We start from the raw sequence: 23,392 nt of genomic DNA, 5'->3' as shown, positions 1-23,392 counted from the left end.
TAGTATTAGATTTTAAGGTAGGCGAGCAATTCATGAGCGATCTAACTTTCTCCTCTTTCACTTTAATTGGTGTAGATGCACTCAAATTTTTACAAGGCCAAGTGACGGTCAACGTTGAAGCTTTAGCTGAAAATATAACGCAGTACACCGCCATTTGTGACTTGAAAGGTCGTATCCACTTTGGTTTGTGGCTGACAAAACGTAACCCTGAACATTTTGAAATTGTGACCACTCAAGACCAGTCGGAAGAATTTGCTAAGCACATTAAAAAGTTTGGTGCTTTCTCTAAAATGAAACTTGAACCTATGGGTTCAGTTTTTCCAACCTTTACGCAAGACCGCACCACCTTTTCTGCTGAGCCTACCGATATTGCTGCATGGCAAGTGCAAGCCATTACTCATGGTGAAGCGTTTATCGACCAAGCCATTGAGCATGTGTTTCAACCTCAAGAGCTACGTTTACACCAACGTGAAGGCGTGCACTATGACAAAGGATGTTACTTGGGTCAGGAAGTAATTGCGCGTTTATGGTTTAAAGCCAAACCCAAAGCATGGTTGCATTTAATTCAGGGTACAGGCAGTGCGCCTGCGCAAGCTGAACAGTTGAATAAAGGTATTCAAGTGGTGAATAGCGCTGCGATTGATGGCGGTTATGTCGCACTGGTGGTGGCACGTCCTGAGTCTTTGACCGAACTGGATGTGACGGTTTTAGACTTACCAGAACGCCTAAATGGTGATGTGGCACGACCTGCTTAAGTCTTTAAATTTTATGCTGTTATAATAAATGAGCCTCTAAAACTTATTCTTGGTTTTGGGGGCTTTTTTAAACTTAGAGCGATGAGAACTCTTTCTTCCTCACATAATAAACCACACCGCCCTTATCATCAGAAAAATAAAAGGAATTTGCATCTATACGGTAAATATCCGCAGGTCGACCATACACATTTTTACCCACTAAAAAACCATCCATAAAGGTTTCAAGTTTTTTCCCTTTACGCATAATCACAATTTTATAACCATGACCAATCGTGGCATCCGTAGAACCATGTAAAGCAACTAAAAAAGAGTTTTTAATCGTTTCATCCGTATTTGGATCATCAAAATAGTCAAAGCCTAGTGCAGATGAATGCGATGGGAAATAGGCATAAGGAGGCGGTACATTTTTGCATCCTGTTGGACGTTTGAATTTTGGGTCTGCAAAAATTTTACCATTCGACGAATAACAAGATGGCCAACCATAATCTGCATCACGCTTGAGTGCATAAAAAGTTTCATCAGGTTTATGTTTACCCAAATGGTCTGCACCTTGATTGGTAGCAAATAAAAATTTACCCACCCATTTCAAACCGACGGCATTACGCAAGCCTGTGGCATAAATCTTTTGTTCAGAACCATCGGGGTTCATTTCTAAAACTGTCGCTCTAACTTTCTCTTTCTCGGTACAAGCATTACAACTTGAGCCGACTGAAACATAAATTTTCCCGTTTCCACCCACTGCAATGGTTCGTGTTAGATGCCAGCCACCATATTTATAACTTAAACCATAATCAGGAAAAGTCGCTAAAACTTCAGCTTTAGCCGTTGGTTTTATTTCACCTTGGGTAAATTTCCGTCGGGTGAGCTGATGCGTTTCAGCCAAATATAACCAATCTTGCCCGGAAGTGTCGGTATAAAACTGGACTGAATTTGGATTTTTCAAACCTGTCATATAAGGAACTATTTTGCCGAATTTTCCCGTTTCAGCATTCCATTCATCCAAAATATAAACGATGCCTTTTTTATTGTCGGTCAAATCGTGCATATCTGTGACAAACATTCTACCGTCAGGTGCTTTGCTAAAAAAACGAACACGTTTTAAGCCCTCAGCCGCAGGAATGATTTCGTAATTTTCTGGAAGGTTTAGAGAAAAACGCTTCCCATTTTTCAAGTTGATTTGATGAGGCACAAGATTTGGCTGCCCTGCTAAAACTGCCATTGAACCAACTAAACATATGAATAAGATTGAGAATATTTTTATCATTTTAGATACGTCTCGATTCATCTTATAAAATACAGCATCTTTTTTATAGGATATAACTTGAATGATGAGCAGATAGTCAAACGCTTTTGGTAACAAACACATAGACTCATCATATACAAACTATTATTTTATATTATCTTTTAGCCTGACCACTGCAAGCGTCTTTACAGTGGGTAAAGACATTCACGCTCGTTCTTCGGGTATAAACAGGACATAAAAAAATTGTTGCTTTAGAACTCTATAGCAACCATCAGTCCTTGGGCGAAAGGCTCACTCAAGGACTTAAACCCTTTTTAGAGCCTTATTTAACAATTCACTCATTTTCAATGAATATTAAATATCAAAAATCATGAAACAGCTTATTCATGTCTTTGCAGAGATAGTCTTTAAATGAAAAGTCTCGTGCATGTTTAGCATCAAATTTTGCGGTCACACCATCTTTTTCAAAGATATATACACGGTCATCTTTGCTCACTAAAAACTCACCACCCAATTTCATCAATAAGGCATCAATTTTTTCGCCATCTGGAATCGACTCATCGGCCAAAACTTTTAAATAATTTCGCTTAATTGACTTAATAAACATGCTGAACTCACTACTCATTTTCAGCGCTATTTAAACAGAATCTAAGCCAGAATCCTAATAAAACCCGAAGCTCATCAGCTACAAATACCAATAACACGTTTCAGACTTTTCCACTACACAGCACGCGGTTTGTATTGGAAAAAGATATACCGATCAACACAATCAACGGAAATTTGTAAGACCAAGACACAATTCAGATATTTACATTCACACAATTCAACTTATGATGTGAAATGACTAAAAACAAATACACACATAGATGGACTTATGTGTAAGAAAAAGGTTTATAAAACATGAAGAAACTCGTACTTGCAAGCTTAATTGCACTCTCTAGCCAGCTTGCACTTGCAGCCTCCACTCAAGATACCATTAACCCCGAATTTGCCAAGATTGAGGAAATGGTCAAAGCCAATAATATGACAGGGGCGTATCAGGCTTTAGAAAAACTGGCAAAATCTGGCAACCCACAAGCCATGTACAACTTGGCTTATTTGACTCAGACTGGTCAAGGCACAGCGAAGAATGAGAAGAAAGCCATTCAGCTCTATCAAGATGCTGCAAACAAAGGCTACCCTGTTGCGCATTATGTGCTTGCGAAAAACTATGTCACTGGTACTTTAGGCTTGCCTCAAGACATTAACAAAGCCAAACAACACTTTGAAGCCGCATCTAAATTAGGCTTTGATGATGCAACCGTTGAATATGCCGTGCTGTTATTTTCTGAAAATAAACCAGAGTCTGAAAAGTTAGCCCTTAAGAAACTTGAGCCTTTGGTGAAAAAAGGCAACTATCAAGCCATTCATGCACAAGCCCTGTACGACATCAGCACAGGCTTTAAAAATAAACAAGAAGCACCCATTCAAAAAGGTCTCAACAGCATTCAAGACTTAGCCAAAAAAGGTTACATTCCTGCCCTGATGGCCGTAGGCAATATGTTTGCCAATGGCAATATCATTCCGCAGAACTTGCCTGAAGCGAAGAAAATTTTCACCGCTTTAGCTAAAGAAAATGTACCGCAAGCCAAAGAATCTTTGGCGATGGTTGATAAAATGATTGCCGATCAAGCCAAAGCCCCTGCTGCAACAGCTGCGGTCAAAAAATAAATCTCTTCTTCAAAAAAATACTCTCAATTGAGAGTATTTTTTTCACCACCAAAGACCAATCAAGACACTGACCACCACAAAACTCAATAGCGTGCTAATCATCAGTGGAGTGAGTGCTTTTTCATTTAAGCCATACACTTGCCCAAAAATTCCAAATAGAGAGGGCATCGGTAAAGCTGCAATCAAGGTCCCTGCATAAATCATCTTTGGGTCCAATTCAGTCAAATAGGTCAGCCCTAAATAAACCAAAAGTGGCATACAAATATTTTTAGATACCACCAGATAAATGGTTTGTAAGTTAAACGATTGAATGGTTAGCCCAACCATTCCCCCACCAATAATAAAGAGCGCTAAAGGTGCAGCGGTCTGACCTAACATCGCAAACACTTGGTCGATTAAATGTGGAATTTGAAGTTCAAAAATCGCACAACTCATGCCAAGCATTACCGATAAGAACAACGGATTTTTAAGTAGCGTAAGAAATGTGGTTTTTAAAATAGAGGCTAAATTGGCTTGTCTTTGTCGCCCTATTTCTGCCAGTGTAAGCATCAATGGAACCAAAAATACACTTTCAATGATCACCACCAATGAAATGTATATCATCGCTTCACTTCCCATCAGCAGCGTTAAAATTGCTGCTCCCAATAACCCCGTATTGGACATGGATGCACCCAGTGAAAAAACTGCAGCGTGGGTAAAGTGATTTTTAAACAGCTTTTGACCTAAAATAAAAGCCGTAATAAATAAGCCAAAGGTCACAGCGGCATAAACATAAAAATATGACGGATACCAAATTTCATGCAAATCTTTTGAAGCTAAGGCATGCAACAATAAAGCAGGTAACGCAATTTTGATGACAAAAGCACTGATCGCAGTCATTTGCTCTTTAGCGAGCAACTGGATTTTGACAGAGGCAAAACCAAGGAAGAGCAGGAAAAAAACTGGAAAAATTACCGAAAAAATCATTCAAGCTGTTCCTTTTCCAGATGATGTAAGTAAAGACCTATCCTAGGATACACCTTTACTCAGTTGAAATATTTTATAAGACCAATGGCGAAGCAAAACACTTATGAGATTAGAACGCAGAAAACAAATCTTTGATCCCATGTGGCTGACACCGTAAATACTGCGGTGCGATAGAGACTTTCCCACCCAGTTCTGCGGCTGCATGCCACGGCCATCGTGGGTCATACAACATGGCACGCGCAAGACCAATAGCATCGGCTTCTTGCGCTTCTAAAATATGTTCAGCCTGCTTGGCTTCTGTAATCAATCCCACCGCAATGACTGGAATTTTCATCGCTTGTTTCACTGCGTGGGCAAAAGGCACTTGATATTTGGCCTTAATCTGAATGTCTTGTTCCACATGCAAGCCGCCACTTGAAACATGAATATAAGCCGCACCGAGTTGCTCTAACGCTTTCGACAGCCCCACTGTTGAATCAATATCCCAACTTTCTGTTGCGGTCGACTCCATCCAGTCGGTCGCAGATAAACGTATACCCACGGGATAATGTTCAGGAACAGCTTGTTTAATGGCTTGGAAGACCTCTAAGGTAAATCGAATGCGGTTTTCAAAACTTCCGCCATATTCATCTGTACGTCGGTTCGACAGCGGTGACATGAACTGATGCAACAAATAACCATGGGCTGCATGTAGTTCGATCAGCTCAAAACCTGCATCTACTGCACGTACTGCAGCACTGGCAAAGTCATCAATGATGTCTTGCATCTCCGGCACACTCAAAGCATGTGGTGCGTGCTCTTCGGGCTTAAAGGGCACATCACTGGCAGACACCGTTTGCCAACCATGCGGTTCATTCGGTTTGATCTGACCTTTTCCCGACCAAGGACGATCGGTCGATGCTTTACGTCCCGCATGTGCCAGTTGAATGGCAAAAGGCATTGGAGAGAGTGTTTTGACTTTTTGAAGTAAAGCTTTCATTTGTGCACGTTGCAAATCATTCCACAGTCCTAAATCCGCAAAACTGATCCGTCCTACCGCTTGTACGGCTGTCGCTTCAACAATACATAAGCCCGCACCTGACAATGCATAATTAGCCCATTGTTGCTCATGCCAATAGCTCAACTCACCCGCATCATTGGCTGAATATTGGCACATCGGTGCAATCACGATTTTATTTGTTAAGTTTAGATCCCCAAATTGAATGGGTTGAAATAATAATGGCATCACAGCTCTCCCTTTACTCACTATGATCTATAACAAATAAAGTGCCTTGCATTCAACGCTAAAAGTGCAAATCTGCTGTCAAACCTTTGCACTTTTATGGCTATCCATTTAGAAAATAATACGGCTTCCGAGCCCCAAGACCAGTGCATTATCCACCACATGGCTTGAACCTGAGTTGACCACATACTGAATGTTGGGACGTAACATTAACCACGGCGTAGCGTTATAGCTATAGTTCAGTTCAATATTGTATTCCGCGCTCGCATCATACTGTGCTTTCCCCGCAGTGAATCGCTCATTCAGATGTACACGATTCACCCCCAAACCTAAAATATCCGTCGGATGCTGCTCAAATACCCCAATATATTTCAGCCCCACTTGTTGTGAGTTATCTACTTTATTGGTGATGCGGTCATGCCATGTAAAATTGGCAAAACTATGCAAGCCTTGGCGCCCTGCACCCGTTGAAGTCAGTTGCTGTTCGATGGCAATCCATCCTGCAAATGTTCGGTCTTCGCCAACCACACCTTTGCCATAAGCCACGTCATATTGGTTATTTGGATCATCTGCGGTGTTATATATCCCACCGACCCGATAACTCCCCGCCAAACCATTGAATAGTGCTTTCGGTGTCCAAATCACTTCTACTGGAATAGTCACACCGTCGGCATGTTCTGTGTCTAGGCTCCAACCTTGTCCCTCGGCTTTGCCATTGCCATTATCTGGATTGAATTCATAAACACCCACTTGAGTTGTCACTTCAGGGGTCAGTTGATATTTAATGCGACCGCCCCATTGTGAAACCGGCGTATTCATCCAGATATTGCCCTGCCATTTCCCCATTTGTGCGGCACAAAAGGCATTACTGACAAAATCACACGCCATCACATCAAAATCAGAACCCAAACCCAGTCGCCCAACTTTGACACTGAGCCCTTGTTCTTTAAATCGCTTTTCAATCGAAAGCTCAGATAAACGGCTGCCTTGGTTTCCACGGCCATAGGTGGCTTGCACATTGGCTAATTGCGGTGCAGTAGGATCTTGCAAATCTCGAATTGAGGTACTTTGTCCTTGACGCGCAGTCACAACAAAACGAACAGTGACCCCTTCCCAGCCGGCTAGCTTTTCTAAATCAAATTGTGTACCTAACCAAAACTGCGAAGCGGTACTTGGGCTTACACCTGCATTGCGGCCGCCATCCGCCAAATAGTTGGTATCTGTTAAAGCATTGGCTTCAAACTTAATGCCTTTTTGCGCCAATTCAGTTCGTTTTCCCTGCCAGTCACCAAACAAATACTGACCCTGTACATCTAACATCTGCTCCGCATGACTCACTGTCGCCCAGGCACACATTGCTGTTGCAAATAAAGAGAAAGAAAACTGTCGCATAAAACCTAAGCCCCAAACTAAAATGAAGAACAATTCATTTCATTTAAATGAAAAATTTAATGAAAAGTACATAATTTTTAAACAAAGATCTCAGCAAAATTTTTATCATTAAGTCAAAAAAAAGTTATCAATATCACCCACAGTGATAAATAGAAGATTTGATTTGGGTGATTCATGGCAGTTTTCACACGATTCGAGAACGCAATTTAAAGAGGATAATTCCTGATCACAGCAAGCAATCCCGCAGTTTAGCTTTCTAAAAATGTGCTAAAGCCAAGCCTCTCGCTGAAATCACTTGCAATCTTGCGTGTACACCGCAATATTAGCCTCAAGTTTTATCAGCTCATGTTGCCATGCCAGAATTACCCGAAGTTGAAACCACCAAAGCCAGTTTAGCGCCGTTATTAGATCAGCAAGTGCTCAGTATTGAAGTTCGCCAGTCGAGCCTACGCTGGCCGATTCCCGCAGATCTCAACAAACTGGTGGGTCAGCGTTTAATTCAACTCAAACGCCGCTCTAAATACATTTTGGCCATTTTTGAACAAGACACTATGCTTTGGCATTTGGGCATGTCAGGGAGTTTCCGTATTTGTGAGGTGGGTGAAACGCTGCGTAAACACGATCATTTGATTATTCGTTTTGAAGATGTCGAGCTACGCTATCATGACCCACGCCGCTTCGGCTGTATTTTATGGTTGGATGAATATTCGCAAACCAAGTTAATCGATACCCTTGGGCCTGAACCGCTGAGTGCTGATTTTAACGCTGAATATTTAAGTCAAAAGTTGAAAAACAAACAGGTCGGCATAAAAGTTGCAGTCATGGATAATCATGTGGTGGTTGGTGTCGGAAATATCTATGCCACAGAGAGTTTGTTTAATTTGGGCATACACCCTGCGCAAGTGGCGTCTAGTTTAACGCCCAGCCAAATTGAAAAATTGGTGGTCGAGATTAAACGTATTTTGCAGCAGGCCATCAATTTAGGTGGTTCTACCCTGCGGGACTATTCCAATGCGATGGGTGAAAATGGTTACTTTCAACAAACTTTATTGGCTTATGGTCGAGCAGGTGAAATGTGTGTGAACTGCGAGACTACGCTTGAAAACATCAAACTGGGACAGCGTGCTTCTGTGTTTTGTCCCGAATGCCAACCGCTGAAAAAAGTGCAACCTAAGCCCAAAGCCACAGTTCGAGGAAAAACCAAATGAAAACTGCTATTGTTCGTCATATTTTGGTCAAAGACAAAGACCTCGCTGAACAACTGAAAAAGAAAATCCACGATGGCGCCGATTTCGCCAAAATTGCCAAGCAATATTCCACCTGTAATTCAGCTAAACGCGGTGGTGAACTGGGTGAAGTCAAAAAAGGCCAATTGGTGCCTGTAATTGATAAATTGGTTTTTAGTGCAGCTGAAAAGGTACTACATGGCCCCATCAAGAGCCAATTTGGTTTTCATTTACTAGAAATTAAATTTCGTATGGATGGCTTAAGATGATTAAACAAGATGGTATTAAGCTTACAAAAATTGAATATCGAACACTCAATTCAAAAGCACAAGAAACATATAATTTCCATAAAATGGCAGCGATACTAGCAGATTATGGCTACAACTGTCTTTGGCTTAATGACGACTGGAATGGCGCAGATTGTATTGCTGTTCATATTGATGGTATTTCAGATTTTAAAATTCAGCTAAAGGGCAGTATTTCCTTTGCACGAAAATATTGGGCAAAGAATATCTATATTGCCTTTTTTGAACAAGGTGATTTATATATTTACCCTCATGACTATATATTAGCACAAGTAGAAAATAATATTGCAGATAAGACATGGTTGGAAAAAGGCACATATTTCCAAACTAAAATTACCAAAAAATTTAGAGAAATTCTTGAGCCTTATAAAGTTCCTAAAGTAAACTAGTTCATCGTTGCTTTGGTTTCATCTCATAAGTCCACGCATCAACAGGTTCACCAGAGGCTAACACTCCCTGCACCTTTACCCGTTGGTACTGTATCCCTTCAAACTCATCCAACGCATCCCAATGTTCGGTTAATTTTTCACTGCTAAAAAAATATCCTTCAACTGCTGCTGCTTGCGGATCTAAAACAATGGCGAATAAGCCTTTGTCGGGTCCCCAATCCAAAATATGCACCACGCCATGCACATAGCCTTTTTGCCATGTTCCACCTATACGCTCTAAAAGATGGGCATTTTCATGATTGGGACGAAGTGTCCCATAGACAAATAATTGGTTCATTCGGCATCACCACAGCTATTCAATCAGCGCGCATCATAAAGTCAAAATTGTACAAAAACCAGTCTTCGGATAAGTCTCAGACATAAAAAAATGGCACTTGATGTGCCGTTTTTTTGTAACCGTTCGATTACTGACGTTTTTTCAATTCATCACGAATTTCACGTAGCAACTCGATATCTTCTGGCGTTGCTGCTGGTTCTGGCGCTGCTTCTTCTTGTTTACGACGCATACGATTAATCATTTTCACCATTAAGAACACCACCCATGCCAAAATGATGAAGTTAATTAAAATCGTAAGGAAGTTACCATAAGTCAGGACGTTCACCCCAGCTTTGGTCAACTCATCTAAAGACTGTAAATTGTTTGGGTTATCCCCTAAAACAAAGAATTTCTGTGTGAAATCTACACCACCACCAGTCACAACCGTGATCAATGGCATGATGATGTCTTTCACCAATGAATCGACAATTTTACCAAATGCTCCCCCGATGATCACACCGACAGCCAAATCAATCATGTTACCTTTTACCGCAAATTCGCGGAATTCTTGAACAATACTCATCTAAATCTCCAGTTATTTTTTGACTTTAATTTATGTAACGAAGTATACATTAATTTTATAGCTTCATTTCCACGTAATTTACTCGGAAATCATCTGCTTTTATATATTGGTTTGCTAATTTTAAACAAAAAAATGCCATCAATAAATTGATGGCATTTTTAAATGTTGTGGCCCCGCATGGGGCAACATCATTTTTAAAACTTATTTACCAGAACGGTTACGTTTACGTTCGTTTTCAGTCAAGTAACGCTTACGAATACGAATTGACTTAGGTGTTACTTCAACTAATTCATCATCTTCAATGAATTCAAGCGCTTGTTCAAGCGTATATTCAACAGCAGGAACAAGAGTCAAGGCATCATCAGTACCAGAAGCACGTACGTTTGTTAACTGTTTTGCTTTAGTTGGGTTAACTGTCATGTCATCTGAACGAGAGTTAATACCAATGATCATACCTTCGTAAACTTCTAACTGAGGTTTAGCAAATAGACGACCACGGTCCTGCAATGTGAACAATGCATAGCCAAGGCAAGTACCTTGAACCATAGAAATCAACACACCGTTTTGACGTTTCGCAACAGTACCTTGTTTCATTGGACCGTAGTGCGAGAAGCTTGATGTCATGATTCCTGTACCAGAAGTCATGGTCAAGAATTCTGAACGGAAACCAATTAAGCCACGTGAAGGAACAGTTGCTTCAATACGGATACGGCCTTTACCGTCAACTTCCATATTCGTCATTTCGCCTTTACGGTGACCCATTTGTTCCATTACAGAACCTTGGTGCTGTTCTTCAACGTCAAATGTTACGTTTTCGTATGGCTCTTGCTTTTCGCCATCAACTTCTTTCAAGATTACTTGTGGACGAGATACGCCCATCTCGAAGCCTTCACGACGCATGTTTTCAATAAGAACTGAAAGGTGAAGTTCACCACGACCAGATACTTTGAAGCGGTCTGGACTATCAGTGTCTTCAACACGTAACGCTACGTTATGAATTAATTCACGGTCTAAACGCTCACGGATGTTACGTGAAGTTACGAACTTACCTTCTTTACCAGCAAACGGTGAGTTGTTTACTTGGAAAGTCATCGTTACTGTAGGTTCATCTACAGACAATGGTGGTAAAGCTTCAACATTTTTCGGATCACAAATTGTGTCAGAGATATGAAGTTCATCAATACCTGTGATACATACGATATCGCCTGCTTGAGCAGAATCAACATCAACACGTTCTAAACCGTGGTAACCCATGATTTTTAAGATACGACCGTTACGAGTCTTACCTTCTTTATCAATTACAGTAACTTGAGTGTTCAGACCAACTGAACCACGTTGAATACGACCAACACCGATAACACCTACGAAGCTGTTATAGTCAAGTGAAGAAATCTGCATTTGGAATGGACCATCAACATCAACTGCTGGTGGCTCAACAATGTCTACGATGGTTTGGAACAACGGCGTCATATCTTCAGCAAGTTCTTCTGGAGATGGACCAGCAACACCACGAAGACCTGAAGCGTAAACAACTGGGAAGTCTAACTGTTCGTCAGAACCACCAAGGTTATCAAACAAATCAAATACTTGGTCAATAACCCAATCTGGACGCGCGCTTGGCTTGTCGACTTTGTTGATAATTACGATTGGCTTCAAACCACGTGCGAACGCTTTTTGCGTTACGAAACGAGTTTGTGGCATTGGGCCTTCTTGAGAGTCAACAAGAAGAAGTACACAGTCAACCATCGACATTACACGTTCAACTTCACCACCGAAGTCCGCGTGTCCTGGAGTGTCGACGATGTTAATACGGTATTCTGTATTGGTACGTGCATCTAACCATTTGATTGCAGTGTTTTTTGCAAGAATGGTAATACCACGTTCACTTTCAATCGCGCCTGAATCCATGACACGCTCAATCTCGCCTGCACGATCGCCAAGTGCACCTGATTGCTGTAAAAGTTTGTCTACTAGAGTGGTTTTACCGTGGTCAACGTGCGCAATGATGGCAATGTTGCGGAGAGTTTTGATATCTGACATGTAAATTCGATACGCCTAAAGTTTGAGGGCAAATTATACAGAAAAATAATAGAATTTAGTAGTGACAGTTTATTGACAGACTCATTTTTTTTGATAAGTGGTGTGTAATTAATTTTGTAAAGCTGTGTAAAGCGATTAGAATAGCGCCACCTTGCTAACACCCTTTGACATATGTCTGATCAGAAACTCTCTCCCAATCAAACAGATCAACTCGATTTGGTCTATGGTTTAAACGACCGCCCTCGCCCAATCATTGCTTTTCTTGCTGCCTTTCAACATCTTCTTGCAATTATTGTCCCAATTGTGACACCAGGCTTACTCATCTGTCTAGCGCTTGGTGTGTCGAAAGAAGACACCAACATGATTTTATCCATGTCTTTGGTCATTTCAGGGATTGCAACCTTCTTACAATGTAAAAAAGTTGGACCTTTTGGTGCAGGCTTATTGATTGTTCAGGGTACCAGTTTTAACTTTATCGGGCCGATTATTGGAATTGGCTCTGGCATGGTTGCTGCAGGTACTCCTGTAGAGTCTGTCATGGCTGCAATTTTTGGTGTGGTAATCGCAGGTTCATTTATTGAAATGGGCGTGTCACGTATTCTGCCTTGGGTGAAAATGCTCATTACCCCATTGGTAACAGGCATTGTGGTGTTATTGATTGGTTTGACTCTCATTAAAGAAGGTCTGATCAGCATGGGTGGTGGCTATCAAGCCATGTCAAACAATACCTTTGCCAATGCAGACAACTTAATCATGTCGTGTACAGTATTGGCACTGATCATTATATTGAACCGCATTCGTATTACTTGGGTGAAAAGCTCGGCTATTTTAATCGCACTGATTGTCGGTTATGTGTTGGCAGGGTTTATGGGGCATCTCGACTTTTCAGGTCTTCAGGATGCACCTTTGGTTCAAATTCCAACCCCAATGCACTTTGGTTTAGACTTCTCTTGGAGTTTGTTTATTCCAATGGCCTTTATTTACCTTGTGACCTCTTTAGAGGCAATTGGTGATATTACAGCAACCTCTAAACTCTCGAACCAACCTGTCGATGATGCTACATGGATGGAGCGTATTAAAGGTGGTGTCTTGGTGAATGGTGCAAACTCTTTCCTTGCGGGTATTTTCAACACCTTCCCTAGCTCGGTCTTTGCACAAAACAATGGCGTAATTCAACTCACTGGCGTTGCGAGCCGTTATGTCGGCATCTGGATTGCCGCATTATTGGTGATTCTAGGTTTACTCCCTGCTGTTGCAGGTGTGATTCAGGCAGTGCCTCAAGCTGTTTTAGGCGGCGCTGTAATGGTGATGTTTGGAGCTGTAGCAGCTTCTGGAATTAACATTCTGTCAGGTATTCATCTTGACCGCCGCGCACTACTGATTATTGCCATTTCATTGGCACTCGGCTTAGGTGTTGCACAAGTTCCACAAATTTTGGAACACTTACCTGAATTATTCCGTAACATCTTCAGTTCAGGTGTTGCGACAGGTGGTATTGCAGCCTTGTTATTAAATATTATTCTTCCTGAAACGAAGAAATAATTGTTCATTTCAGTATGCACTTTGCCCAGCACTGTCTGGGCATCGTTTTTACAATGGAGTATATAAAATGGATCCACGAAGTGAAGTTGTTCTTCGCCAGCAAGAATTTCTCTCTGGTTCAGTTTTACTGGTCAATGCACCGTGTGACGAATTAAACACACAGTTAATTGGTACTGTAGAACCACATTTTTGGACATGGAATTTTAACGAATTACAATATTTCCAAAACCAACAAAGTGATGTGCATTTTGGTACAGATTTGCCTGATGTCGCTTTTGATCAAGCCATCGTGTTTGTTCCAAAGTCAAAAGAACTACTCAATTATGTACTACACCAACTGGTGAGTCGTTTGGCCGTAGGCGCATCGATCTTTTTAGTTGGTGAAAAGAAAGGCGGTGTAGAGCGCGCCTCTAAACAACTACAACCTTTTGGTAAAACCCTCAAATTAGACAGTGCTCGACATTGTCAAATGTGGCAATTGGTCACCGAAAAAACCGTAACCGCAAAACCTTTGGCCGATTGGGCACAACTCTATACAGTGCCAACCCCGAAAGGTGAATTACAGATTTGCGCATTACCGGGTGTATTTAGTCAAAATCGTCTGGACGTGGGTACAGCCGTGTTATTGCCTCATCTTTCACAGGTCACTTCTGGAAAAATTGCAGACTTTGGCTGTGGTGCAGGCGTGATCAGTGCTTATTTAGCCAAGTTAAATCCGAAAAATCGCATTTTTGCACTCGATGTCGATGCCTTTGCATTAGCTTCAACAAAAATGACTTTTGAGAAGAATAACCTTTTACCAGAACAACTTGAGATTAAAGCAGTACACGGAATTGAGGATGCTCCTCTGTTTTTACACGCAATCGTCAGTAATCCCCCATTCCATCAAGGCATTCATACAGATTACAATGCCAGCGAAAATTTATGCAAAACATCCCGTCACCATCTTAAATCGGATGGCGAGTTGTTGATTGTTGCCAACCGCTTTCTGAATTATCCATTACTCATTGAGCAAAGTTTTGGCCAATGTACAACCAAAGCCGATCAACAAGGCTTTAAAGTGCTGTTTGCCAGCACACAAAAGAAATCTTAAGGAACAATGATGAGCGAAACGACTCAACCAGCTCAACTCAAGCGGAAGCTTGGAGCTCGCCATCTGAATATGATCGCCATTGGTGGTTCAATTGGTACAGGTTTATTCCTTGCCTCAGGTGCAACCATTGCAAATGCTGGCCCTGGCGGGGCGTTATTGGCCTACTGCTTAATTGGTGTGATGATTTACTTTCTCATGACCAGTCTGGGTGAGTTGGCAACACACAACCCAACATCGGGTGCATTTTTCACCTATGGCACCAAGTATGTTGAAGGCGGTTTTGGTTTCGCCCTTGGCTGGAACTATTGGTATAACTGGGCCATTACGGTTGCATTTGAATTGGTTGCAGTCCAATTCATCATGAAATTCTGGTTTCCCGACCTGCCCGGTTTCTACTGGAGTGCTCTCTTCTTAGCTGTTGTCTTTGGGATCAATGCACTGACAGTCAAAGGCTTTGGTGAAAGTGAGTTCTTCTTCTCCTTGGTTAAAGTCCTTGCCATCATTGTGTTTATCATCATTGGTATTTTCATGATTGCTAAAATCATGATGACGCCTGGTATCGCAACTTTTGCCAACTGGACCAAAGGTGAAGCGCCCTTCGTTGGCGGCTTATCTGCACTGATTGGTGTGGCGATGATTGCAGGGTTCTCGTTCCAAGGTACCGAAATGGTCGGTGTTGCTGCAGGTGAATCGAAAGATCCACAAAAGACGATCCCGATTGCCATCAAACAGATTTTTTGGCGCATTTTACTGTTTTATGTGGTGTGTATTTTCATTATCGGCACACTCATTTCATATGATGATCCACTTCTATTACAAGCAGCTTCATCAGAGAATATTGCACTCTCGCCATTTACCCTCCTCTATGAAAAAGCTGGATTTGCCTTTGCTGCCAGCGTAATGAATGCCGTAATTTTAACCGCAATTCTATCTGCTGGTAACTCAGGGATGTATTCATCGACGCGTATGCTGTTCAATATGGCTCAAAATGGCAGTGCACCTAAAGTGTTTGCCAAATTAGACCCACGCGGCGTACCCATGAATGCGCTTTATGCAACAACAGCAATTGCTGCACTTTGCTTCTTAACCACCTTCATTGGCGAAGAACAGGTCTTTAATTGGCTGCTCAACATGTCGGGTATGTGTGGCTTTATTGTTTGGTTAGGGATTGCTGTTTCACACTATCGTTTCCGTAAAGGCTATGTTGCCCAAGGGTATAAGGTTGAAGACTTAGCTTATCGTGCAAAATTCTTCCCATTTGCTCCGTGGTTTGCCTTTATCCTGTGTGCGATTGTTGTTTTAGGTCAAAACTACCAAGCAGTGCTTGATGGCGAATGGCTCTCTGTTTTATCGACCTATATTGGTATTTTCTTATTCTTGGCGATTTGGCTAGGCTATAAATGGAAATACAAAACCAAACTGGTTTCTTACCAAGAAATGGATGTCAGTCCAATGAGTCCTGATCGCGAATAAAATCCTTTCATCATAAAAGACAGCCTTCGGGCTGTTTTTTTATTATCATTTATCCATTTGCTAAAGCCGTAAAGCATAAATTAATAACGTAATTTTCAATAAGACAGTTTAATTATTGAAGTTACATAGAATCGATAGTTATGACTCGGATCCATCCTAAACTTAGTTAATATTCTGCAACCAGCATCCGCTCACTTATACGATTAACAATTTACATATCTAGGTTGTAAAAATTTAGCCTCTCAATTCGCACAGCAATAACTAAATGTTACGGTTCATTGAGTACTGATCTCTATCTAATTCTTAGCCCCTAGATATCAAGCCAGAAATATTATCTCGCTGGCAAACAAATCTTTATAAAAATAAATATAAATATCCATTCATTCTAAAGACAAAATTATTATCGATGTCGTGAAGCATGAGTAATAGAAATCCCCCTTTTCATTCTTCTTATATTCATCCTCTAAAATTAAATACTTCTAACTGTATTTAATATCCTATACGTAACTAACCATGACCACCGTAAACCTTAAAGGCTCTTGCATTGAGCTCAAGTTTATTTTCAACGACACGAGTTAACATAAATTTCATTGGTTTAGACATAAAAAAACGACTCCGAAGAGTCGTTTTTTAGTTAAAACTCAGATTATTGAGCTTGAACTGTACGGCTGCCAGAAATTGTCGCGAATACACGACGGTTCATAGCACGACCTTCTTTAGTGTTGTTGTCAGCAATCGGTTGGTCCCAAGCGAAACCTTGAGTAGACAAACGAGCTGGGTCAACGTTGTATTCGTTTACTAGAGACGATTTAACAGAGTTAGCACGAGCTAAAGATAAACGTTCGTTCAATGCACGTGGACCAGTGTTGTCTGTGTGACCTTCGATGCGAGCAGTAGCGTTTGGATATTCAACTAACTTCTCAGCAACTTTAGCGATTTCTGGCTTGTATTGGTCTTTGATGTTTGATTTGTTTGTATCAAAGAACACACGAAGTTCCATGTTAAGGTCTTCAGTTAACTCTTGTGGTTGAACTGGAGCAACTGGCTCAACTGGAGCAACTTCTACTACTGGAGCAGCAGGTTTCAAGTGACCACCAAGAACGACATTAAGACCAGCAAGTGCTGTGTAGTTCCAGAAATCTTCATCGATGTTGTAAGTAGCACGAGCTTCAGTACGTAGAGACAAAGCATCGTTCAAGCGCCAGAAAGCACCGAAACCAGCATTACCTAAAGTACCTTCTTCGTCTTTAGCAATACCATCGATGTCATATTTGTAGTGACCAGCACCTAAAAGTACGTATGGCTTGATTTTGCTGTCGTAGTTTTTAGTGATCAAATCAGAAGTAGCATAGAAGTTACCGTTGATTTGAGTTTGCTTATATTCAGCACCAGCAGCAAGACCGTCTACATCACCTTTAACTTGGTTGTATTCAGCTTCGAAACCTAACCAAGGAGTCAATTCAACACCAAGTGCAGCGCCAACGAATAAATCGTCTTGAATTTCAGGAGCAGAAGTTAAATGGTCAACACCGTTGTTGTGTTGACTATCTTGCCAAGTGTAACCAAGCATTAATGGAGTAACAGTTACGCCCGCGTTTGCAGCAGCTAAAGGAGCAGCTACGAGCATTGCTAATGCAATACGACTCATTTTCATGGATTTATCCTCCAGAGATAACAATTGTTTTTCAAGCTTAAGCTTAAAATTATTTAACCATTCTGAGATAGGCTTTTTTATACCCCAGTTTTATTTTTAAGCTATTCGCAATGAATCATACAAACACTTTATTTTTTTTCCAAGTGCTTGATAACTTTAATCAAGTAAATTATTGACAAAATTACTTACAATGTCCGTTGTAATTCGGTAATTTTTTACTCAATTTTTACTTGCGAATAGCTTATTTTCACTTGTCTTACATTTTAACAGCTTTTTAAACAAGTTGAGTACTACTAATTATGTATAAAATTTGTTTGATAAACAAAGCTTTAATAAATAAAAAATAACTCTATAACAAAAAACCGGATAACCATATGTTTTTTATCAATAAAAAAGGGCTCACTTTATTTGAACTCACGATCGCTATTAGCATTATTATGATCATTTGTACAATCGCACTTCCTCATTTTCATCAGTACATGGCTTCGCAAGAGCGAATCAAAACATTGAATACATTACGAAATAGTATTCAGACAGCCAAAAATATGGCCAATCTGCAACGTCAAAATATCACCATTTGTCCAAGTCAAGACCTCGTTCAATGTCAGAATCATCAATGGAACACAGGCTTTATTGTATTTATCGATAATAATAAAAACCGACGAGTAGATACCAACGAAACGATTATTCGGACAGAACAACAGCAGCTCAAATATGGCAATCTTGATTGGCGTGGCGCACTCAGTCTTCCATCATTAAGCTTTAAAGCTGAAAATGGCTTACCCCTTGGCTCAAATGGAACCTTCTATTACTGTTCTACACAAAGTCAGGATCACTTTAAACTGGTCATGAGCAAAATGGGACAGGTCCGCCCCGAACCACTCAATACCTGTAACTAGACCCATGAGTCCATAATCACGTTTTCAGCTTTTCTCGCTAGCAAATTTGCATATACTGCTTAAGTTTCCAACAAAACGCATAAGTGATTCGGAGAAGAAAATGACAGACATCGTAATTGTGAATGGTGCTCGTACGGCAATGGGCGGTTTTCAAGGCAGTTTAGCCAGTGTAACCGCGCCTGAACTCGGTGCTGTGACGATTAAAGAAGCGATTGCTCGTGCTGGCCTACACGCAAACGATGTAGAAGAAGTAATCATGGGTTGTGTTCTACCTGCGGGATTAAAGCAAGGTCCAGCGCGTCAAGCGATGCGCCAAGCAGGTTTACCTGATTCAACAGGTGCTGTGACCATCAATAAATTATGTGGTTCTGGCATGAAAGCGGTAATGCAAGCTGCGGATATGATCAAAGCAGGTTCAGCAAATATCGTGGTTGCAGGTGGCATGGAGTCGATGACCAATGCTCCTTATATTTTAACCAAAGCACGCGCAGGCTACCGTATGGGGCATGGCGATGTTAAAGACCACATGTTCCTTGATGGCTTAGAAGATGCTGAAACAGGCCGATTGATGGGTTCTTTTGCACAAGATATGGCCAACACCCGAGGCTATACGCGTGAGCAAATGGATGCATTCGCGATTCGCTCTTTAGAGCGCGCACAAACAGCGGTCAACGAAGGTTACTTTGCCGATGAAATCGTGCCTGTGACAGTTTCATCTCGCAAAGGTGATGTTGTCGTTGATAAAGATGAACAACCGTTCAATGCCAACATTGCAAAAATTCCAAGCCTTCGCCCTGCTTTTGCTAAAGACGGCACCATCACTGCAGCAAATGCAAGTTCAATCTCGGATGGCGCATCCGCACTAGTTTTAACTTCAGCAGAAAATGCATCGAACAAAGGTTTAGCACCATTAGCCAAAATTGTGGCTTATGCATCGAATTCACAACATCCATCAGAGTTCACCATTGCACCAGTCGGTGCAATTGAAAAAGTGCTTAAGAAAACAGGTTGGAATGCGCAGGACGTAGACCTTTGGGAAATCAATGAAGCTTTTGCGATGGTAACTATGTGTCCAATCGACGACTTCAAACTTGATCCAGCAAAAGTGAACATCAATGGTGGAGCTTGCGCATTGGGTCACCCTGTCGGCTCAACTGGTTCACGTATTATCCTGACTTTAATTCATGCGCTTAAACGTACAGGTGGTAAAAAAGGGATTGCGGCACTCTGCATCGGCGGTGGTGAAGCGACTGCTGTAGCGATTGAATTACTTTAAGATTCAAGCAACTTTCTTTTATTGACATATTTTATACAATAAAAGATTGGATGATTAGCTGATATAAAAGCGATATTTATGAAAATCCCTCGACTGCGAGGGATTTTTTATTACAAGATTGTATTAGGGTCGATCTCAACGACTTGTTAAAATAACGACGAAAAAAACAACAAGGATAAGACAATGCAACTGAATCACTACCTCAACTTTGATGGTCAAACTGAAGCCGCTTTTAATTTTTACAAGTCTGTCTTTGGTGGAGAGTTTGCAACGTTTATGCGTTATGGAGACTTACCTCCAGATGAAAGTTCAGTCACCCTTTCCGACGTTGATCAAAAAAAAATCATCCATGTTTCGCTTCCCATCAATGCCAGCACGATTCTGATGGCTTCGGATACCAATGATCAGTTTTGCGCCCAAAGCAATACTGTCTTTACTGTAGGCAACAACCATTATATTTCGATTAACTTGGATGCCCATGAACAAGCCGATGCAAAACGCTTATTTGATGCACTTTCAGTCAATGGAAAAATAGAGATGCCTCTGGAGAAAACCTTCTGGGGCGCACTCTATGGTGCATTTACCGATCAATTTGGAGTGAAGTGGATGGTGAATTGCCAATTAGAAGAAGGATAAAAGCGTCTTCTTTTAAACATCAATATTTGAAAATTGCGCAATAATGGTAAGCCCCACGGTAATAAAACCGATACCGAGCCATCCAGCCAAATCAATATTCTGTCCTAAGAATGTTTTAGCAAGGAGTGTTGTGGCAATGACACCAATGCCAGACCACAGCACATATAAAATTCCCGCTTGCATAAATTTTAAGGCATAGGCGGCACACGCAAAAGAAATCATGTAAAGCACCAGTGCAATACCTTGATCCAATTTATTGACCAAGCCATTACCTTTTGCGGAATAAAAAGTCGAAAGCACATCTGTAGCAATAGCAATAAGTAGCCAAATGACACCGGGATTAATTTTTGCAAAAAGTGCCATCATGTCCAATCTACCTGCTTCTTTTTCTTCAATTTGTTCATCAAAAATGCTGCGTATAAATACAAAAAGCTGAACCGAAGTCCAGCTTTTTATTCACTTGAAAATTTAAGCGCCCGTTTGATAACTGGCTTGTGCAACGGCTGTTGATGCTTGATATGGATTTCTAAAATCATTTAAACCCGCAGCAGCTTCAAGAATGTCTTTACCTTCCTTAATAACAAAGGTATCAAAGCCTGAACGTTTCATGTAATTCAAGACATCTTTAAACACATCACCTGTTGCACGTAGTTCACCTTGAAAACCTTGGCGACGTAAGAGCGCTGCAAATGAATAGCCACGACCATCGTTAAAGCCCGCAAAATCAATAAAGATGGCATCTAACTGATCTAAAGGGAACTCATGCGTTTCAGGAGAAGCATCGACTGTAACAAGGAGTGCTTTTTTACCTGAAACTTGAGCCAATTGATCTAACTGCTCAACCGTTAAAACCACATCACCTTGCGGTAAAACACCATCTTCACCAATCACCTGATAAGTATTGTCTGCAATCGAGCCATCTTTAGAGAGGACTTGTAGTGCTGTATTAAGCATATGCACGCTCCTTAAAGGGTTGAATGCCCACACGGCGATAAGTATCGATGAATTCTTCACCCTCAGCACGAAGGTCAAGATAGGTATTTAAAATTTCTTCAACGATATCTGGCACAACTTCAGCTGCAAATGATGGGCCTAAGATGTCACCAATTGAAGCATCATGATCGGCATTACCACCCAAAGTGATTTGGTAGAATTCAGCGCCTTTTTTGTCCACACCTAGAATACCAATGTTGCCCACATGGTGATGACCACATGCATTCATACAACCTGAAATATTCAGATCCAGTTTGCCAAGGTTATAAATGGTATCTAAGTCATCAAAACGACGTGAAATCGCTTCTGAAATAGGAATTGATTTCGCATTTGCCAGTGAACAGAAGTCACCGCCTGGGCAGCAAATAATGTCGGTTAAGAAACCAATGTGCGCACGAGCTAAATTGTTTTTCTCAAGAATAGTCCACAATTCAAACAAATCTTTCTGCGGAACATCCACCAAAGAAATATTTTGCTCATGCGTGGTCCGCAGTTCACCAAAGGTGTATTTGTCTGCAAGGTCTGCAATCAAATTCATCTCTTCCGTGGTCACGTCACCCGGTGCAATACCCGTACGTTTCAACGAAATCGTTACAATACGGTAGCCCTTCACTTTGTGAGCATTGGTGTTGATATTGAACCACTGTTTGAATTTTGGATGTGCAGCAAACTGTTCAGAAAAATCTTCATCTGCATAATCTTGATAATCAAACGGCATAAATTCTTCGTCTAATTTCTGCAAAATTTCAGGCTGAATTTTTAAAGTTTTAATGGTGTGCTCAAACTCAGCTTCGACTTTTTCAGCAAAGACTTGAGGCGTCAACGCTTTCACTAAAATTTTGATACGTGCTTTGTATTTGTTATCACGACGACCGTGTAAGTTATAAACACGCAGTACGGCTTCTAAGTAAGCAATCAGGTCTTCACGTGGCAAGAAGTCACGAATGAAACTACCAATCACAGGGGTACGACCTAAGCCACCACCGACTTTAATTTTATAGCCAATTTCGCCCGCTTCATTTTTAACGATATACACCCCAATATCATGGAATGAGGTCGCTGCACGATCGGTTTCTTCAAGTGCTGATACAGCAATCTTGAACTTACGTGGCAAGAAAGCAAACTCTGGGTGGAAGGTTGACCATTGACGGATCAATTCACACGTTGGACGTGGGTCAGCCACTTCACCAGCAACCACACCTGCATATTGGTCTGTAGTCGTGTTACGAATACAGTTACCCGAAGTTTGGATCGCATGCATTTGTACAGAAGCTAGCTCTTGAAGCATGTCTGGAACATTTTCTAGCGCAGGCCAGTTAAACTGAATATTCTGACGCGTTGAAACGTGTGCATAACCACGGTCAAACTCAGTTGCAAGTTCTGCAACTTTGCGCAATTGCGTTGAGTTCATTAAGCCATAAGGCACAGCAATACGTAACATTGGCGCATAGCGTTGTACATAGAGACCGTTTTGAAGACGTAATGGGCGGTACTCATCTTCAGTGAGTTTTCCAGCTAAATAACGTTCCGTTTGGTCACGGAACTGTGCAACACGTTCATTGATCAGTTGCTGATCGAAATCAGTATATAAATACATGGCGTACAGCTAGTAGTTTCATTATAACGGCTGACAGCATAACGAGATTTAAACTATCAACAAAATGCGTTTTTTACATATT

The 23,392-nt window shown here is 41.2% G+C and carries 23 protein-coding genes; 11 read left to right on the top strand and 12 right to left on the bottom strand.

Going from position 1 to position 23,392, the window contains the following annotated elements; genetic code table 11:
- Positions 1-32: 32 nt before the first annotated feature.
- The gene (ygfZ, locus tag AC4CU2_RS03300) at positions 33-755 is read left to right on the top strand and encodes a CAF17-like 4Fe-4S cluster assembly/insertion protein YgfZ (protein WP_201952351.1); all 723 of its coding nucleotides are present in this window, start codon (positions 33-35) and stop codon (positions 753-755) included.
- 73 nt (positions 756-828) lie between these two features.
- Here ygfZ and AC4CU2_RS03295 read toward each other — a convergent pair whose 3' ends face one another.
- Together AC4CU2_RS03295 and AC4CU2_RS03290 are read right to left on the bottom strand one after the other, a co-directional pair.
- On the bottom strand, positions 829-2,019 hold the full coding sequence (locus AC4CU2_RS03295; protein ID WP_201952355.1) for a PQQ-dependent sugar dehydrogenase: 1,191 nt from the start codon (positions 2,017-2,019) through the stop codon (positions 829-831).
- Positions 2,020-2,359: 340 nt separating this feature from the next.
- Positions 2,360-2,605, bottom strand: coding sequence for a hypothetical protein (locus AC4CU2_RS03290; RefSeq protein WP_004695190.1), 246 nt, complete (start codon positions 2,603-2,605; stop codon positions 2,360-2,362).
- Between the two features lie 293 nt (positions 2,606-2,898).
- On the opposite strand from AC4CU2_RS03290, the gene AC4CU2_RS03285 reads away from it, so the two are divergent.
- Entirely contained in the window at positions 2,899-3,708 is an 810-nt protein-coding gene (locus AC4CU2_RS03285; RefSeq protein WP_201952358.1) for a tetratricopeptide repeat protein, read from the top strand.
- Positions 3,709-3,750: 42 nt separating this feature from the next.
- Here AC4CU2_RS03285 and AC4CU2_RS03280 read toward each other — a convergent pair whose 3' ends face one another.
- The 3 genes from AC4CU2_RS03280 to AC4CU2_RS03270 form a co-directional block, all read right to left on the bottom strand.
- Positions 3,751-4,674 (bottom strand): AEC family transporter, encoded by a 924-nt coding sequence (locus AC4CU2_RS03280; RefSeq protein WP_183175216.1) that lies wholly within the window; start codon positions 4,672-4,674, stop codon positions 3,751-3,753.
- 109 nt (positions 4,675-4,783) lie between these two features.
- Positions 4,784-5,899, bottom strand: coding sequence for an NADH:flavin oxidoreductase/NADH oxidase (locus AC4CU2_RS03275; RefSeq protein ID WP_201952360.1), 1,116 nt, complete (start codon positions 5,897-5,899; stop codon positions 4,784-4,786).
- Positions 5,900-6,007: 108 nt separating this feature from the next.
- Positions 6,008-7,288 (bottom strand): carbohydrate porin, encoded by a 1,281-nt coding sequence (locus tag AC4CU2_RS03270; protein ID WP_201952364.1) that lies wholly within the window; start codon positions 7,286-7,288, stop codon positions 6,008-6,010.
- 353 nt (positions 7,289-7,641) lie between these two features.
- Here AC4CU2_RS03270 and mutM point away from each other — a divergent pair, with 353 nt between their 5' ends.
- From mutM to AC4CU2_RS03255, 3 genes are read left to right on the top strand one after another with little or no spacing between them, the layout of a single operon-like run.
- Complete coding sequence (gene mutM / locus AC4CU2_RS03265; protein WP_201952366.1) at positions 7,642-8,496, top strand: bifunctional DNA-formamidopyrimidine glycosylase/DNA-(apurinic or apyrimidinic site) lyase; 855 nt, start codon at positions 7,642-7,644, stop codon at positions 8,494-8,496.
- Complete coding sequence (locus tag AC4CU2_RS03260) at positions 8,493-8,783, top strand: peptidylprolyl isomerase (protein WP_062034147.1); 291 nt, start codon at positions 8,493-8,495, stop codon at positions 8,781-8,783. Before mutM ends, AC4CU2_RS03260 begins: the two co-directional genes overlap by 4 nt.
- Positions 8,780-9,208 carry a hypothetical protein gene (locus AC4CU2_RS03255; protein WP_125274703.1) on the top strand — a complete coding sequence of 143 codons (429 nt, stop codon included), beginning with the start codon at positions 8,780-8,782 and terminating at the stop codon, positions 9,206-9,208. Before AC4CU2_RS03260 ends, AC4CU2_RS03255 begins: the two co-directional genes overlap by 4 nt.
- Before the next feature lies 1 nt (position 9,209).
- Here AC4CU2_RS03255 and AC4CU2_RS03250 read toward each other — a convergent pair whose 3' ends face one another.
- From AC4CU2_RS03250 to typA, 3 genes are all read right to left on the bottom strand, one after another.
- Entirely contained in the window at positions 9,210-9,545 is a 336-nt protein-coding gene (locus tag AC4CU2_RS03250) for a gamma-glutamylcyclotransferase family protein (RefSeq protein ID WP_201952369.1), read from the bottom strand.
- Positions 9,546-9,672: 127 nt separating this feature from the next.
- The gene (gene mscL / locus AC4CU2_RS03245; RefSeq protein ID WP_004695171.1) at positions 9,673-10,107 is read right to left on the bottom strand and encodes a large conductance mechanosensitive channel protein MscL; all 435 of its coding nucleotides are present in this window, start codon (positions 10,105-10,107) and stop codon (positions 9,673-9,675) included.
- A 201-nt stretch (positions 10,108-10,308) separates the two neighbouring features.
- Positions 10,309-12,147: a translational GTPase TypA gene (typA, locus tag AC4CU2_RS03240; RefSeq protein ID WP_004695169.1), complete on the bottom strand. Its 1,839-nt coding sequence runs from the start codon at positions 12,145-12,147 to the stop codon at positions 10,309-10,311.
- 171 nt (positions 12,148-12,318) lie between these two features.
- Between typA and AC4CU2_RS03235 the strand changes: the two genes are divergently transcribed.
- The 3 genes from AC4CU2_RS03235 (at position 12,319) to AC4CU2_RS03225 (ending at position 16,255) form a co-directional block, all read left to right on the top strand.
- Positions 12,319-13,689: a uracil-xanthine permease family protein gene (locus AC4CU2_RS03235; RefSeq protein ID WP_201952372.1), complete on the top strand. Its 1,371-nt coding sequence runs from the start codon at positions 12,319-12,321 to the stop codon at positions 13,687-13,689.
- A gap of 67 nt (positions 13,690-13,756) precedes the next feature.
- Positions 13,757-14,782: a methyltransferase gene (locus tag AC4CU2_RS03230; RefSeq protein WP_201952374.1), complete on the top strand. Its 1,026-nt coding sequence runs from the start codon at positions 13,757-13,759 to the stop codon at positions 14,780-14,782.
- A 9-nt stretch (positions 14,783-14,791) separates the two neighbouring features.
- A complete protein-coding gene (locus tag AC4CU2_RS03225) occupies positions 14,792-16,255 on the top strand; it encodes an amino acid permease (RefSeq protein WP_490768271.1) in 1,464 nt (487 codons plus the stop codon).
- A gap of 646 nt (positions 16,256-16,901) precedes the next feature.
- Here the strand turns inward: AC4CU2_RS03225 and omp38 are convergent.
- On the bottom strand, positions 16,902-17,909 hold the full coding sequence (omp38, locus tag AC4CU2_RS03220) for an outer membrane protein Omp38 (protein WP_126037838.1): 1,008 nt from the start codon (positions 17,907-17,909) through the stop codon (positions 16,902-16,904).
- A gap of 374 nt (positions 17,910-18,283) precedes the next feature.
- On the opposite strand from omp38, the gene AC4CU2_RS03215 reads away from it, so the two are divergent.
- From AC4CU2_RS03215 to AC4CU2_RS03205, 3 genes are all read left to right on the top strand, one after another.
- Positions 18,284-18,808, top strand: coding sequence for a GspH/FimT family protein (locus AC4CU2_RS03215; RefSeq protein ID WP_490768270.1), 525 nt, complete (start codon positions 18,284-18,286; stop codon positions 18,806-18,808).
- 100 nt (positions 18,809-18,908) lie between these two features.
- A complete protein-coding gene (locus tag AC4CU2_RS03210; protein WP_004983123.1) occupies positions 18,909-20,084 on the top strand; it encodes a thiolase family protein in 1,176 nt (391 codons plus the stop codon).
- A gap of 183 nt (positions 20,085-20,267) precedes the next feature.
- Positions 20,268-20,720 (top strand): VOC family protein, encoded by a 453-nt coding sequence (locus AC4CU2_RS03205; RefSeq protein WP_176538226.1) that lies wholly within the window; start codon positions 20,268-20,270, stop codon positions 20,718-20,720.
- A 12-nt stretch (positions 20,721-20,732) separates the two neighbouring features.
- On the opposite strand, the gene AC4CU2_RS03200 is transcribed toward AC4CU2_RS03205, so the two are convergent.
- The 3 genes from AC4CU2_RS03200 to AC4CU2_RS03190 form a co-directional block, all read right to left on the bottom strand.
- Positions 20,733-21,086 carry a DMT family transporter gene (locus tag AC4CU2_RS03200; protein ID WP_279693732.1) on the bottom strand — a complete coding sequence of 118 codons (354 nt, stop codon included), beginning with the start codon at positions 21,084-21,086 and terminating at the stop codon, positions 20,733-20,735.
- 102 nt (positions 21,087-21,188) lie between these two features.
- On the bottom strand, positions 21,189-21,674 hold the full coding sequence (locus AC4CU2_RS03195; protein ID WP_078389032.1) for a DUF934 domain-containing protein: 486 nt from the start codon (positions 21,672-21,674) through the stop codon (positions 21,189-21,191).
- Positions 21,667-23,310, bottom strand: a complete 1,644-nt coding sequence (locus tag AC4CU2_RS03190; protein ID WP_178928401.1) for a nitrite/sulfite reductase — start codon at positions 23,308-23,310, stop codon at positions 21,667-21,669. The genes AC4CU2_RS03195 and AC4CU2_RS03190 overlap by 8 nt, the downstream gene beginning before the upstream one ends.
- Positions 23,311-23,392 lie beyond the last annotated feature (82 nt).

The sequence above is a fragment of the Acinetobacter sp. 797_lipA genome (genome assembly GCF_058243025.1).
Note: the sequence above shows the minus strand (reverse complement) of the source record. Positions and strands in the feature narration are given on the sequence as shown.